The sequence below is a fragment of the Rhodoferax sp. GW821-FHT07G04 genome (assembly GCF_059418585.1).
Genome location: NZ_JBWKQD010000003.1, coordinates 210,931 through 224,413 on the forward strand (window position 1 = coordinate 210,931; position 13,483 = coordinate 224,413).

The window sequence follows — 13,483 nt, forward strand, 5'->3', positions numbered from 1 at the left end:
GGGGTTGAATCCAAAGAACACCGTTGTTCTTGAATTAATTAATTGTTAATTAATATTTAATCCAAAGACATAGGACTAACCCTAGGGCGTGCAAAACGACAACAGTGCTTGGACGGGTAAATAGGGGTTCTGGTCGGACTCGCTTAAGGAAAATTGGCCGCTAGCCCTCGTGCAGTATAGACATGCCGCTATCAAAAGTGGAGTAAAACCGGGGCGCACTCAATCCACCCGCGCGCCCGAGGCCTTGACCACCTGCGCCCACTTGGTGTGCTCGCTGGCGATCAGCGTCGCAAATTGCGCCGGCGTGTTGCCGCTGGGTATGGCGCCCTGGGCCAGCATTTTCTCGGCGATGGCGGGGCTGGCGAGCGCACGGGCCACCTCCTGCTGCAGCCGGTTGACGATGTCGCTCGGTGTGCCCGCCGGGGCCAGCAGGCCAAACCAGCTGGTGGCTTCAAAGCCCTTGAGGCCGGCTGCTTCTTCGATGGTGGGGGTTTCAGGCAGCGCACCCGAGCGCGTGGCACTGGTGACCGCCAAGGCTTTGATCTTGCCGCTCTTGATCAACTGCATGGCCGAGGGCAGGTTGTCAAACATCACGTCCACCTGACCGCCCACGAGGTCTAGCAGGGCGGGGCCCGAGCCGCGGTAGGGGATGTGCGTCATGAAGATGCCGGTCTGGCTCTTGAACAGCTCACCCGCCAGGTGAATGGACGTGCCGTTGCCGCTGGAGGCCATATTCAGCTTGCCGGGTTTGGACTGAGCCAGCTTGATGAAGTCCTTGACCGAATTGATGTGGTTGGCCCGCGCCAACTCGGCATTGACCACCATCACATTGGGCACGCTGGCCACCAGCGTGATCGGGGCGAAATCCTTGATGGGGTCAAAAGGCAGCTTGGGGTACAGCGCGCGGTTGATGCCATGCGTGCCCACGGTGCCCATCAGCAGCGTGTAGCCATCGGCGGGCGACTTGGCCACCGCATCGGCCCCCAGGTTGCCGCCAGCGCCGGCCTTGTTGTCCACGATGAATTGCTGTCCAAAGGCCTTGGTCAATTCCGGCGCTACGGCGCGAGCCAGTATGTCGGTGGTGCCACCTGGTGCAAAAGGCACGACGATGCGCACCGGTTTGTTGGGCCACGTGGCTTGTGCGTAGGAGTGGGTGCCAACGAGAGCCAGAACGGCCGTTGCGCCGGCCAGCAGCGCATATCTACGGTTGGAACGCAGTGGGGCCATGGCGTGTCTCCTAGTTGTTGTTTGGTGTGCGGGCCATCATAGCGACCCTAGCCCAGGAACGTGAGGTTTGTGCGGCTGAGCGGTTTGCGCAGGTAAAGGAGGAGCCCGCGCAGCGGGCGGGGGACACGGAGCAAACCGTTCAGCCGTACAAACCGGGCTCGCCGGAGGAGGCTAACCAGCGCTGCTTTTGCTTTTCTTGGATGCAGTGCTCCAGCGCTTGAGCCAAGGAACGAGGTACTCGGCAAACCCTTGGGCCGCCGGCGATATCGCGCGGGCTGTGGGTTGGTAGACACAGACTTGGCGTATGGTTTCGGGCTCGACAATGCGGCGCTTCACCAGGCCAAAGTGCTTGGCCAGTACTTCCACGTAGGCCGGTGCCAACGTGGCGGCCAAGCCCTGTGCGGCCATGCCCATCGCGGTGGAGACGTTGTCCACCACCTGCACCGGTGTGATGCGCGCGTCGGGGGGCGCATGGGCCTGCATGCGGGCCACGCTGCGTTCGTGGTCGCGCCCGGCTGCCACCAAGGCCACATCGCGCAGCGTGTCCCAACGTATGGACCGGCGGGCGGCCAGCGGGTGGGTGGGGGCGCACCACAGCACCCAGGGGCTGTCGAATGCGGGTGTGGCGGTGGCCAGGTCGCCCGTCGCTCGGTCGGGGCCAACTGCCAGATCCACATCGCCGTTGGCCACGCTGTCGACTAATTGGTCCACGGCCATATCGTGGATACGCACCACCACCTTGGGGCGCACCGCCAGATAGTCTCGGATGGCCTGGGGCAGTGCGGTACTGGCCAGCACCAGCGGGGCACCTACGCGCACGATGCCAGCGGCGCGCTGGCGCACATCGTTGGCCACCGTTTCGGCGGTGCGGGCGTGGCGCAACACCGACTCGACCGAGGCCAGAAAATCACGGCCGGCGCTGGACAGGTTGACGCGCCGCGTGGTGCGGTCAAACACCCGAAAGCCCAGCACCGATTCCAGCTCCGCCACCAACTGGCTGACGGCCGATGCGGTTAGCCCCAGCCGGTCGGCTGCGGCCGCAAAACTGCGCAGCTCGGCGATCGCCGCAAAGGCTTCGAACTGGCGCAGTGTGGTGCGGGTGAGGGCCATGTGTTGGATTGCCTTTTTTTTGATTATCCAGTAAAGCTAATGAATTGCACAAAATTGCTGACTTGTGGTTTGTGCGGCGTGGTTAGACACTGGCGGCCGTTGTCACACACGGGCCTACCATCCGCATGCTCCCCGCTTCCATCCACGCCGCGCTGGCGCGCGAGCTGCACCAATCCCAGCGCACGCGCGTGCAGCTGCAAACGTTTACCAAGCGCTATCCCGATATGACGGTCGACGATAGTTATGCCATTCAGCGCGCCTGGATGGAGCTGGAGCGTGCGGATGGCCGGCGCATCATCGGCCACAAGGTGGGCCTCACTTCGCGGGCGATGCAGATTGCCGCACAGATCACCGAGCCGGACCACGGCTGCCTGCTCGATGACATGGTGTTGCGTGACGGTGGTGAGGTGCAGGCGGCCCGCTTCATCGTGCCCCGGCTGGAGACCGAGCTGGCCTTCATCCTGGCCAAACCCTTGCGTGGCCCTAACGTCACCATCTTTGATGTGCTGGGCGCCACCGACTATGTGGTGCCCGCGCTGGAGTTGATAGACGCCCGCATTGAACAATTTGACCGCGAGACCAAGGCACCGCGCACCGTGCGCGACACCATTGCCGACAACGCCGCCAGTGCCGGCATCGTCATGGGTGGGCGGCCAGTGAAGCCCGACGCGGTGGACCTGCGGTGGGTGGGGGCGCTGCTGTCCAAGAACGGCGTCATTGAAGAATCCGGCTTGGGCGCCGCGGTGCTGAACCACCCGGCCAATGGCGTGGTCTGGCTGGCCAACAAGCTGGCCAGCTACGACCAAGGCCTGGCGGCGGGCGACATCGTGCTCAGCGGCTCCTTCACGCGGCCTGTGGCCTGTGCCGCAGGCGACGTCTTCCATGCCGACTACGGCCCTTTGGGCTCTATCGCACTGCGCTTTGTATGAGCACTACTCCAGCACCCACAGCAACCCCTGACAACGCCTTCAAGAAGGCGCTCGCACACGGCCCGGCGCAGATCGGCCTGTGGCTGGGCCTGGCCGACCCCTATGCGGCCGAGCTGTGCGCCACCAGCGGCTTTGACTGGCTGCTGATCGATGGAGAACATGCGCCCAATGACCTGCGCAGCATGCTGACCGCGCTGCAGGCGGTGGCGCCGTACCCGGTGCAGCCGGTGGTGCGCATTCCCGAGGGCAGCACGGCCCTGATCAAGCAGGTGCTGGATATTGGCGCCACCACGGTGCTGGTGCCCATGGTGGACAGCGCCGAGCAGGCCCGCGCCCTGGTGCGCGCCATGCGCTACCCGCCCCAGGGTGTGCGTGGCGTGGGCAGTGGGCTGGCACGCTCCTCCCGCTGGAACGCCTACACCAACTACCTGCACGAGGCCAATGATCGCGTGTGCCTGCTGGTGCAGGTGGAGACGGTTGCGGGCCTGGCAGAGCTGGAAGCGATTGCCGGTGTGGAGGGTGTGGACGGCGTCTTTATCGGCCCGGCCGATTTGTCAGCATCCATGGGCTACCTGGGCCAACCCACGCACCCCGAGGTGCGCAAGGCCATCGATGCCGCCATCACCGCCATCGCGCGGGCTGGCAAAGCACCAGGCATTCTGTGCACCGATGAAACCTTGGCGCGCCACTACCTGCAACTGGGCGCGCGCTTTGTGGCGGTGGGAGTGGACACCACGCTGTTGGCCACCGCCACCCGTGTGCTGGCTGCGCGCTTCAAAGCACCCGATGCTGCAGCTCCTGGCGGCACGGGCGGGTATTAAAAAACAGGAACCCCAAACCATGAGCAGCAGTCTCCCGTTGGAAGTGGCCGGCCACGCGGTTTCGCCCGACCACTACATTGGCGGCCAGCGTATCGCTTCGTCCCAAACCTTTGAGTTGCAATCGCCGATAGACCAGCGCGTACTGGGCCGCATCAGCGAGGGCCTGCCGGAGCATGTGGATGCAGCCGTCTCTGCGGCGCACAAGGCTTTTCCGGCATGGAGCGCACTCACGGCCGCGCAGCGCAAGCCCTACCTGGATCGCTTTGCCGCCGAAATCGGCAAACGCGCAGAGGCCTTTTGCCAACTGGAGAGCAACGACGCCGGCGTGCTGCTGTCCCGCATGCAACATGGCGTGGTGCCGCGGTCCATGCTCAACATCCGCTACTTTGCCGAGCAAGCGCTGACGCTGCAGGAGCAGCCTATTGAGACCGAGCAGGCCCACCACATCGTGCGGCACGACCCGGCCGGTGTGGCGGCCATCATCACGCCGTGGAACGCGCCGCTGATGCTGGCCACGTGGAAGCTGGGGCCGGCGCTGGCATCGGGCAATACGGTGGTGCTCAAGCCACCGGAATGGGCGCCGCTGACCAGTTCGCTGTTGGCCGAGTGCGCCCATGTCAGCGAGCTACCGCCGGGCGTGTTCAATGTGGTCCAAGGCTCTGGCGCCCAGACCGGTGCGGCCCTGGTCAGCGACCCGCGCTTGGCGCGTATCTCGTTCACCGGCTCAGTGCCCACGGCCAAGTGGATTGCGAAGGCCGCCGCCGCGAACCTAGTGCCCTGCAGCCTGGAGCTGGGTGGCAAAAGCCCCTTCATCGTGTTGGAGGATGCCGACCTGGACGCAGCAGCGGCCACGGCTGCCTTGATGTACCGCAACGCCGGGCAGGTCTGCCTGGCGGGCACACGCTTGCTGGTGCATGCAGCAGTGGCGGACCGCTTCACGGCCGCACTGCGTGACTATGTAGGCAAGCTGCGCGTAGGTGATCCGCGCGAGGCGGACACCGAGGTCGGCCCCATCATCCACCCACGTCAGGTGGAGCGGGTCGACGGCTTTGTGCAGCGCGCAGTGGCAGCGGGAGCTACGGTGCTGTGGGGCGGTGCGCGTCACCCCTACGGCGCCCAGTATTACCAGCCCACCTTGCTGTCCAAGGTCTTGCAGAGTGACGAGATCGTGCAGAACGAGGTCTTCGGCCCGGTGCTGACCTTGCAGACCTTTGCCAACGATGACGAAGCCATCACCATGGCCAATGGAACGGACTACGGCCTGGGCGGCGTGTGCTATGGGGAGACGGCCCATGCCACAGCCATGGCGCAGCGCGTGCGCACCGGCTTCATCTGGGTCAACTCCTTTGGCATCCGCGATCTGGCGGCCCCCTTTGGCGGCATCAAGCAAAGCGGCGTGGGCCGTGAAGGCGGCGCCTGGAGTTTCGATTTTTTCTGCGACGTCAAGGACGTGGTTGTACCGAAGCAGCCCTTCAAGGCCAGCTTCAGCCACCGCTGAAGAGAACCCCAAATAGAGGAGCCATTCACTATGGGACAGATTGTTGGCGCGGCCATCGTGTCGCACCACCCCGGCCTGATGCAGTGCGAGGAGTTTCGCGTGTTGCAGGGCAACGGGGCCGACTCCGACCTGATCGCCGGCTATGGGCGCATCCGCCAGAAGATCGATGCGCTCAAGCCCGATGTGCTGGTGATTTTTGACACGCACTGGTTCACTACCGGCTACCACCTGGTCGACGGCGGCGCGCACTACAGCGGCACCTACACGTCGGACGAGATGCCCTGGTACCTGCACGGCGTGCCCTACAGCTATGACGGATGCCCCGACCTGGCCCGTCTGGTGGAGACCGTGGCACGTGAACGCAAGGTGCAATCCCGTGCCGTGCTCAACACGAATATGGCGCGCCACTATGCCACGATCAACATCATCACCAAGCTGGCCCGGCCCGACAGGGGCGAGCGCATTGTCTCGGTCAGTACCTGCCAGAACTGCAGGCCTGAGCATTACCTGCAATCGGGCGCGGTCCTGGCCGAGGCCATTGCGCGCAGCGACCTGCGCGTGGTGCTGCTGGCATCGGGCGCCTTGAGCCACAAGTTCAATGCCATTGATTGGGTGCCCAAGAACCCGCGCATTTTTCACGAGAGCAATGTCTCCAACCCCGACAACATCGCCAGTGACAAGCAGGCCATCGCCCTGATGCGTGAAGGCCGCCACTGCGAAATACTGGACCGCTGGGACAGCGACTACCGCAAGAGTTTCTGGGAAGGCTTTGGTGCGCACTATCTGCAAATGGTGGGGGCACTGGGGGGCCGCGATTGCCGCGCCAAAGGCATACCCATGTCGGAGTACGAAAACGCCCGCGGTACCGGCAACATCCATGTGTGGTTCGACGTGGCCCAGCAGGAAGCCCTGGCATGAGCAGCAGCTTTGAATTCCCTTTGAAGGCGCTGCCGGCCGTGATGCAAGGAACGCGTGTGGAGCGCCGCCATGTGGTGGTGGACGGCAGTGCGCGCTGGGGCACGGTGGTGGAGCAGGGCAGTCAGCAGGGCTGGCTGCGCCTGGACGATGGTCGCGTGGTGGACCCCGCCACCGTGACCCATCTTCCCCCGGTGTCGCCGAGCAAGATCATTGCTGTGCACATCTCCTACAAGTCGCGCAGTTTTGAGACCCGCAACACGGCCAAGCCTACCGAATCGCCCACCTACTTCACCAAACCCACGACGGCGCTCAATGGCCATGGCGGCCAGATCCGCAAACCGGCTGATTGCAAGTACCTGAACTACGAGGGCGAGTACGCCGTCGTCATCAGCAAGACCTGCAGCAATGTCACGCCCGATGAGGCCTGGGACTACATCGCCGGGTTCTGCCCGGCGCTGGACATGGGACTGCAAGACTTCCGTGACACCGACCAGGGCTCCATGCTGCGCGTCAAGGGGGCGGACACCCTGTTGCCCATTGGCCCCGGCATCGTCAAAGGTGTGAACCTGTTTGAGCAGACGCTGCGCACCTACCGCAATGGCTTGGTCGTGCAAGAGGCCCATATTGGCGACGAGACCATCTGGGGCCCGCACTATGTGGTCGCTGACATTGCACGCCACATCACGCTGCTAGCAGGCGATGTGATCCTGATGGGCACGCCCTGCCATTCGCGCTCGGTGGACCCTGGTGATGTGGTGGAGTGCGAGATCACCGGCCTGGGCCGCTTGGCCGGCACCGTGGTGGCCGCACCTGCTCCCCGAGCCTCGGCCCTGGGTGTAGGCCACCAGCCGACCGACAGCCCGGAGGTGCGGCGTGTGGCTCTGGGTTTCGATGAACGCGTGCCCCAGCAGCTCAAAGACAACTACCGCGCCGCAGCCAGAAAACCCCATCACACGGAGCGGTAACGGTCTATAGTCCGGCTCCATGGACTGGACCAACCCCTACGTATCCGCCCGCTCCGCCGTCATGGGGCGCAACATCGTCAGTACCTCGCAGCCCCTGGCCGCCCAGGCCGGTCTGCGCATGCTGCTGGCCGGTGGCAATGCGGTGGACGCCGCTATCGCCACGGCCATGGCCTTGACGGTGGTGGAACCCACGGGTTGCGGCCTGGGTAGTGATGCCTTTGCCATCGTCTGGGATGGCAAGGAACTGCATGGCCTCAATGCCTCGGGCCGTTCGCCCGCTGCGTGGAAAGCGGACCGCTTCAAAGGCCAATCGCAGATGCCCGACAAGGGCTGGAACACGGTGACTGTGCCCGGCGCGGTGTCCGCATGGAGTGCGTTGTCGCAACGCTTGGGCCGCCTGCCGTTTGCTAGGTTGGCTGAGCCTGCAATTGCCTATGCGCGCCAGGGCTTCCCCGTATCGCCCACTATTGCGCGGCAGTGGACGCTTGGCGCCACACGACTGGGTGAGCAGCCTGGTTTTGCAGAATGCTTCATGCCACAGGGCCGGGCGCCCCATGCCGGTGAGCTGTTCCGTAGCGAGGCCCATGCCCGTTCGCTGGAAGCCATTGCCGCCAGCCATGGCGAAGCGTTCTACCGTGGGTCGTTAGCCCAAGCCATGGCCGCGCATGCGAAGGTTTGTGGTGGCGTGATGACCGAAGATGACCTGGCCCGCCACACTGTGGATTGGTGCGGAACCTTGGCGCAGCCATTTGCCGGTTCGGTGGTCCACGAAATACCGCCCAATGGCCAGGGCATAGCCGCATTGATGGCGCTGGGTATGTTGGACGCCTTGGGTGTTGGCCAGCAACCCGTAGACCACATCGACACCGTGCACTGCGCAATCGAAGCCATGAAGCTGGCCCTGGCTGACCTGTACCACTACAACGCCGACCCTGCCGCCATGCGCCTGGCGCCGAGCGCGTTGCTGGACCCTGGCTACCTGGCCGAGCGCGCCCAACTGATCGACCTGCGGCATGCTGGCGACCCAGCCTATGGTGCGCCCAAGCCCGGCGGCACGGTGTATGTGGCCGCAGCCGATGCACAGGGCATGATGGTCTCCTTCATCCAATCCAACTACATGGGCTTTGGTTCGGGTGTGGTGGTGCCCGGCACTGGCATCAGCCTGCAAAACCGAGGCCATGGTTTCTCGCTGGAGCCGGGCCACGCCAACGAGGTCGGGCCGAACAAGCGCCCGTCGCACACCATCATCCCCGCCTTTGCGATGCACGCCGACGGCACGCCGCAGATGGCCTTTGGCGTCATGGGCGGTCCCATGCAATCCCAGGGGCATGTGCAGATGGCCCTGCGCGTGCTGCGCTATGGCCAGAACCCCCAAGCCGCCGCCGACGCGCCGCGCTGGCGCGTGACCGGCGGCCGCGGTGTGGCGGTGGAGCCTGGCTTCGATCCCGATGTCGTGCACGCACTGGCGGCTCGCGGCCATGCGGTGCAAACCGAGGGCGGCGATGGCATGTTCGCTTTTGGCGGCGCACAGCTCATCCTCAAGCAGGGCGAGGCCTACGTCGCCGGCTCCGATCCGCGCAAGGACGGGCAGGCTGTGGCCTATTGAGTTTTGGAAAATCGGGCTGTAGCCCCCGTGGAATATGCGTTTGATGCTATAAATTCGAAAGTAACCCGATTGGTGAACAACATGACCTACCTACCCAAGTACCTTGCACTTCTGACCAGCCTGTTGGCAGCCCAGGCCTTTGCTGCCCATACCTCCGCGGACCTGGCGGCTGCCCAGGCGCGGTACAAGCGCGAGGTGGCCGAGTGCGCGGCGGCCCAGAAGTACGGCGTGGACAAAAGCAGTTGCGTCAAAGACAGCCGCAACGCCTTGGCAGACATCAAACGCGGGCGGATGGATGAGCCTACCAGCCAGGCAGACTATGCGAGAAACGCCTTGCTGCGCTGTGATGCGCACAAGGGCGAAGACAGATCCGACTGCATTGCCCGCATCCAAGGCAAGGGCAGGACGCAGGGCAGTGTGGCCGGTGGCGGCATTCTGCGCGAACTGACGACCACGAAGACACTCGCCGCCCCCGTTGCGGCGCAACCGGCCAAGCCGACAGTGCCGGAAGGCCCCCTGCCATCGGGGCTTATGTCCAACTGCCGCTGGGTTCCGCCCAGTGATTGGGTGTGTAAATAGCGACGGCAATACGCTGCAATAGGGAGACAACATGCCAATAGCGAAGAGAGCCATGTGCTGGATGGCACTGGCCGTGCTGCTGCACTGGTTGGCGGCCTGCGCGGCCTCGACGGGAGCATACGCTGTGTCGGAGTCGCCACCGCCCGCGTTCGTGCCACCGGCCGCCCCGGTCATGGCCTATGGAGCACCTCCTCCAGCTCCCGCGCCGGCGCCGCCGCCGCCCGGTGCGTCATATGGGAGGGCCGATAGCGGCATCGCCACGGCCAAACCCGTGCCTGTGGCGCAACGCAAGGTCCACTATGAGGGTGCGATCAGGCTGGTCGCCACACAGCCAGACAAAGTCATTGAACAGGCCGTCGATTGGGTACGCGGTGCCGGCGGCTACGTGGAGTCGCTGACAGGACAACACGTGGTGCTACAAATACCGGCGGCACGTTTTCGCCCGCTGTACGACCAAATACTGGGTCTGGGTGATGTGGTGGACAAATCCCTGTCCGCGCGCGATGTGACCGAGGAATTTATGGACGTCGATATGCGGCTGACGCAGGCCAAGGCGACGCGGGATCGACTGCTGGCACTGATACAGAAGGCACAAGACCACCGAGAAAAGTTGCGGCTGCTGCGCGAAGTGGAGCGCCTCTCAACCGAGATCGAATCGCTGGAATCGCAAATGGCGCGGCTGCGCACCCTGGTCGATTACTCGCGCTTGACGCTGAGCGCGGAAGGACGCAAGGCGTTTCAAGGGCGTGCGCCACAAGAGCCTCGCGGATTCGGCTGGATGGCCGCGTTAGCGACGGCCCAGCCCTGGGATGGCGACGCGGGGCGCTTTGCCTTGTCGGTGCCTGTCGGCATGGTGGACCTGGGCACTCTGCAGCGGTGGTCGGCGGCAAGCCCGGATGGCGTGAGCCTGACCACGCAGCAGCGCAGCAACGAACCCCGTGGCGCTGCGCGCTTCTGGGTGGACGCGCTGCAAGTGCGGTTGAAGGACCGGTTCGCGCAGGTGGAGCAAAAGGCAGCAGGCGACTTTACCGTGCTGCGTCTGCTCAGCCAGGACGATCCGCGTTTTGTCTATTGGATAGCAGTGGCGGCCAAGGACGACAAGTTGTTCGTTGCCCAGTCCTATTTCCCGTCGCTGGACCACGAACGCCGTTTCGGTGAGGCGGTGTTGGCCAGTCTGAAAGGAGGTGTGAAGTGATGGTGCAGCGCATACTCTCAATGCTTACGCTCGCCTTGGCTTGCACGCTGCTGCCTTGCGCTGTGCACGCGGCGGAGCAGGTTGCCATCAACTCCAACCTGACGATACAGGTTGCGGACCGCGACAAGACGGCTGCGGCCCTGATCAGCAGGGCTGAAGCATTGGGCGGCTATTTCAGCGCCTTCTCGAAAGATGTGGTCACACTCAAAGTGCCGGTGGACAAGTCACGCGAGCTGATCAGCTTTGTGAAGACCGACTGGAAGCCCGTGCAGGAAAGCTTCCATGCGGAAGACCTGGACACATCCCTGGGCCAGACGCGCGCACGGCTGAAGGCCAAGCTGGAGCTGTACGCAAGCCTGGAAAAAATGCTGGCCACTGCCGATGCTGCCAACATCATCGAAGTGGAAACCGCAGCTACCAGATTGATCCAGGAAATAGAAGGCCTCAAGGGGCGCATCCGCGCCTTGCAGCACCGCTTGGACTTCTCCACCGTCACTGTCAACTTCAGGCTTTTGCAGCGTGAACGTCCCCGTGATGATGGCCAATCGCCGTTTGTCTGGCTCAACGCCTTGGGCCTGGAAAACCTGTTGCAGGAGTTTGAACAATGAGCTGGGCGTATCGAAACCTCTGGATGCTGGCTGCCGCTGCCGCACTGTCGGCCGGCTGCACCACACCACAACCTCCACCACGCAGCCAAAGTCCAGCCGAATTCGGCACCTATGAAAATCCAAAGTCTTTGCAGGCGGTGAGCGCAGATCGCGTCGTCTACCAGGTAAAACACTTGGAGAACAAGCCGTTTGCAGACCAGGGCTTTTGGCAGGTGGCACTGAAGGAACGCCTGACCAAGGCTGGCTATATCGTCACCGGCGAAGGCACCATGGAGTCAGCCGGTAAGACAGGCTATTACGTGGAGACGACCGCACCGCGTGGCACGACGGACTATGCCTACCTGGTGGCGGTCTTTGTGCATGACAAGCAACTCACGGTAGTGGAGTCTGCGGGCGAGCTGGCGGCTTTCAAGGCGTGGCGCGACAGCATCTTTGCCGCGATCAAAAGTGGCGTAGTAGCGATGGCCGTCGGGCCCTAGATTGACCGCCTTTCTCACGCCAATTGCATAGCGTGCTTCGAGAAACCTAGCACACTCGGAAACGTGGAAAACAAGCCCCCGCCAAACTGCCTAAATAATTAGCACGCTATTGCAAGCCAAGCCTGGCGCGGCTCTCCGCGTTTGTGAACACGCTTATCCACAACCTAGCCCACACCCGCCGTGGCTAAGTATTTTTTTGCGGATTGCGCTCTGTACGGGCTCCAAAGTGTGCTTGGCTCTTGCTCACGATTGCCGTGCCAGGTGCCAACGCCGGTAGCGGCGGGTCAGCCACTTTGAGCGCAACTGGTCGTAGATGAGTGTGAAGATGGGTGAGTGCTGGCCTGCTGTGCCGCGGCGGCCGGCGCCCAATGCGCGCAGGCGTCGCTTGACCAGGGCCATGCGGGCCAGGGCCGCCATGGTCTGGTCTTTCCATTCGACAGCCGGGCTTTGGGCTACCGGGTCTTGTCCGGCCAGCCATTGGGCGGGCAGGTTGGGCACGATGGCCAATGCGGTGGCAATGCCCACGACGGCCACGCCGCTGTGGAGCACGGCTTCCGCCACGGCGCGGCGCCGGATGCCGCCCGTGGTCATGACGGGCATGCGCGCCACGCCGGCCAGTTCTTGGGCGAACTCCAAAAAGTAGGCCTCGCGCGCCAGCGTGCGGCCGTCGGCGGTGCGGCCCTGCATGGCCGGGCTCTCGTAGCTGCCACCGGACAACTCCACCAGATCCACCGGCAAGTCATTGAGCCATAGCAGGACTTGCTTGGCATCGTCTTCTGAAAATCCACCGCGCTGGAAGTCTGCCGAATTGAGCTTGACCGCGACGCAAAAATCCGGCCGCACGCGGGCGCGCACGGCACGCACCACGTCCAGCAGGATACGGGCGCGCTTGGCCAAGGAACCACCCCAGGCATCGTTGCGCTGGTTGGTCAAGGGCGACAAAAACTGCGAGATCAGGTAGCCGTGGGCCGCATGGATTTCCACGCCGGTAAAGCCCGCGCGTTCAGCGGCCTGCGCGGTGTCGGCAAAGCGAGTGATGGTCTCCTGTATCTCGGCCTCGGTCATCGCATGGGGTGTGGCAAACAGCTTGCTGTGTTTGCCCAGGTCCAGCGCTACGGCCGACGGTGCCCAGGCCGTGCCGCCCATATTGGCCATGACTTGGCGGCCGGGGTGGTTGATCTGCATCCACACCTGCGCGCCCTTCTGGCGTGCTACGTGCGCCCATTCGGTGAAAGGGGCCAACGGCGTGTCGCGTTCCAGCACGATGCCGCCGGGGCCGGTTAGCGCGCGGCCGTCGACCATCACATTGCCGGTGATGATCAGGCCTACGCCGCCCTGGGCCCAGGCTTGGTAGAGGCCGTGGATGGCGGTGCCGGGCATCTGACCTTCGGCGGCCATGTTTTCTTCCATGGCGGCCTTGGCCAGGCGGTTGGGGAGGACACTGCCATTGGGCAACTGCAGTGGTGAGGCAAGTGGGGTGGTCATCAAAAAGAGTCCAAAAAGGTTTCAATACCGCGAATGCTAAGATTCAAGTCAACTTGAAGGTCA

At 63.8% G+C, this 13,483-nt stretch carries 13 protein-coding genes; 10 read left to right on the forward strand and 3 right to left on the reverse strand.

Annotation, left to right across the window (positions count from 1 at the left end):
- Positions 1 to 219 precede the first annotated feature (219 nt).
- Together AC07OO_RS18260 and AC07OO_RS18265 are read right to left on the reverse strand one after the other, a co-directional pair.
- Positions 220 to 1,227, reverse strand: coding sequence for a Bug family tripartite tricarboxylate transporter substrate binding protein (locus tag AC07OO_RS18260; protein ID WP_495083560.1), 1,008 nt, complete (start codon positions 1,225 to 1,227; stop codon positions 220 to 222).
- Positions 1,228 to 1,398: 171 nt separating this feature from the next.
- Positions 1,399 to 2,337, reverse strand: a complete 939-nt coding sequence (locus AC07OO_RS18265; protein ID WP_495083561.1) for a LysR family transcriptional regulator — start codon at positions 2,335 to 2,337, stop codon at positions 1,399 to 1,401.
- 125 nt (positions 2,338 to 2,462) lie between these two features.
- Here AC07OO_RS18265 and hpaH point away from each other — a divergent pair, with 125 nt between their 5' ends.
- From hpaH to AC07OO_RS18315, 10 genes are all read left to right on the forward strand, one after another.
- Complete coding sequence (hpaH, locus tag AC07OO_RS18270) at positions 2,463 to 3,266, forward strand: 2-oxo-hept-4-ene-1,7-dioate hydratase (protein ID WP_495083562.1); 804 nt, start codon at positions 2,463 to 2,465, stop codon at positions 3,264 to 3,266.
- Positions 3,263 to 4,087, forward strand: a complete 825-nt coding sequence (hpaI, locus tag AC07OO_RS18275) for a 4-hydroxy-2-oxoheptanedioate aldolase (RefSeq protein WP_495083563.1) — start codon at positions 3,263 to 3,265, stop codon at positions 4,085 to 4,087. The genes hpaH and hpaI overlap by 4 nt, the downstream gene beginning before the upstream one ends.
- Before the next feature lie 19 nt (positions 4,088 to 4,106).
- A complete protein-coding gene (locus AC07OO_RS18280; RefSeq protein WP_495083564.1) occupies positions 4,107 to 5,585 on the forward strand; it encodes an aldehyde dehydrogenase family protein in 1,479 nt (492 codons plus the stop codon).
- Positions 5,586 to 5,615: 30 nt separating this feature from the next.
- Entirely contained in the window at positions 5,616 to 6,503 is an 888-nt protein-coding gene (locus AC07OO_RS18285; protein ID WP_495083565.1) for a DODA-type extradiol aromatic ring-opening family dioxygenase, read from the forward strand.
- Positions 6,500 to 7,468: a fumarylacetoacetate hydrolase family protein gene (locus tag AC07OO_RS18290; RefSeq protein WP_495083566.1), complete on the forward strand. Its 969-nt coding sequence runs from the start codon at positions 6,500 to 6,502 to the stop codon at positions 7,466 to 7,468. The genes AC07OO_RS18285 and AC07OO_RS18290 overlap by 4 nt, the downstream gene beginning before the upstream one ends.
- A gap of 19 nt (positions 7,469 to 7,487) precedes the next feature.
- Positions 7,488 to 9,074 (forward strand): gamma-glutamyltransferase family protein, encoded by a 1,587-nt coding sequence (locus AC07OO_RS18295; protein ID WP_495083567.1) that lies wholly within the window; start codon positions 7,488 to 7,490, stop codon positions 9,072 to 9,074.
- Positions 9,075 to 9,155: 81 nt separating this feature from the next.
- Positions 9,156 to 9,653, forward strand: coding sequence for a hypothetical protein (locus tag AC07OO_RS18300; RefSeq protein WP_495083568.1), 498 nt, complete (start codon positions 9,156 to 9,158; stop codon positions 9,651 to 9,653).
- A gap of 31 nt (positions 9,654 to 9,684) precedes the next feature.
- Positions 9,685 to 10,848: a DUF4349 domain-containing protein gene (locus tag AC07OO_RS18305; protein WP_495083569.1), complete on the forward strand. Its 1,164-nt coding sequence runs from the start codon at positions 9,685 to 9,687 to the stop codon at positions 10,846 to 10,848.
- A gap of 20 nt (positions 10,849 to 10,868) precedes the next feature.
- Entirely contained in the window at positions 10,869 to 11,456 is a 588-nt protein-coding gene (locus AC07OO_RS18310; RefSeq protein ID WP_495083570.1) for a DUF4349 domain-containing protein, read from the forward strand.
- On the forward strand, positions 11,453 to 11,935 hold the full coding sequence (locus AC07OO_RS18315) for a hypothetical protein (protein ID WP_495083571.1): 483 nt from the start codon (positions 11,453 to 11,455) through the stop codon (positions 11,933 to 11,935). Before AC07OO_RS18310 ends, AC07OO_RS18315 begins: the two co-directional genes overlap by 4 nt.
- Positions 11,936 to 12,178: 243 nt before the next feature.
- Here AC07OO_RS18315 and AC07OO_RS18320 read toward each other — a convergent pair whose 3' ends face one another.
- Positions 12,179 to 13,420, reverse strand: a complete 1,242-nt coding sequence (locus AC07OO_RS18320; protein ID WP_495083572.1) for an NADH:flavin oxidoreductase/NADH oxidase family protein — start codon at positions 13,418 to 13,420, stop codon at positions 12,179 to 12,181.
- Between the last annotated feature and the right edge of the window lie 63 nt (positions 13,421 to 13,483).

Excerpts from the sequence above, each read along its gene's own strand:
- AC07OO_RS18260 (WP_495083560.1), bottom strand. The coding sequence starts at position 1,227 with ATGGCCCCACTGCGTTCCAACCGTAGATATGCGCTGCTGGCCGGCGCA.
- AC07OO_RS18265 (WP_495083561.1), bottom strand. The coding sequence starts at position 2,337 with ATGGCCCTCACCCGCACCACACTGCGCCAGTTCGAAGCCTTTGCGGCG.
- hpaH (WP_495083562.1), top strand. The coding sequence starts at position 2,463 with ATGCTCCCCGCTTCCATCCACGCCGCGCTGGCGCGCGAGCTGCACCAA.
- hpaI (WP_495083563.1), top strand. The coding sequence starts at position 3,263 with ATGAGCACTACTCCAGCACCCACAGCAACCCCTGACAACGCCTTCAAG.
- AC07OO_RS18280 (WP_495083564.1), top strand. The coding sequence starts at position 4,107 with ATGAGCAGCAGTCTCCCGTTGGAAGTGGCCGGCCACGCGGTTTCGCCC.
- AC07OO_RS18285 (WP_495083565.1), top strand. The coding sequence starts at position 5,616 with ATGGGACAGATTGTTGGCGCGGCCATCGTGTCGCACCACCCCGGCCTG.
- AC07OO_RS18290 (WP_495083566.1), top strand. The coding sequence starts at position 6,500 with ATGAGCAGCAGCTTTGAATTCCCTTTGAAGGCGCTGCCGGCCGTGATG.
- AC07OO_RS18295 (WP_495083567.1), top strand. The coding sequence starts at position 7,488 with ATGGACTGGACCAACCCCTACGTATCCGCCCGCTCCGCCGTCATGGGG.
- AC07OO_RS18300 (WP_495083568.1), top strand. The coding sequence starts at position 9,156 with ATGACCTACCTACCCAAGTACCTTGCACTTCTGACCAGCCTGTTGGCA.
- AC07OO_RS18305 (WP_495083569.1), top strand. The coding sequence starts at position 9,685 with ATGCCAATAGCGAAGAGAGCCATGTGCTGGATGGCACTGGCCGTGCTG.
- AC07OO_RS18310 (WP_495083570.1), top strand. The coding sequence starts at position 10,869 with ATGCTTACGCTCGCCTTGGCTTGCACGCTGCTGCCTTGCGCTGTGCAC.
- AC07OO_RS18315 (WP_495083571.1), top strand. The coding sequence starts at position 11,453 with ATGAGCTGGGCGTATCGAAACCTCTGGATGCTGGCTGCCGCTGCCGCA.
- AC07OO_RS18320 (WP_495083572.1), bottom strand. The coding sequence starts at position 13,420 with ATGACCACCCCACTTGCCTCACCACTGCAGTTGCCCAATGGCAGTGTC.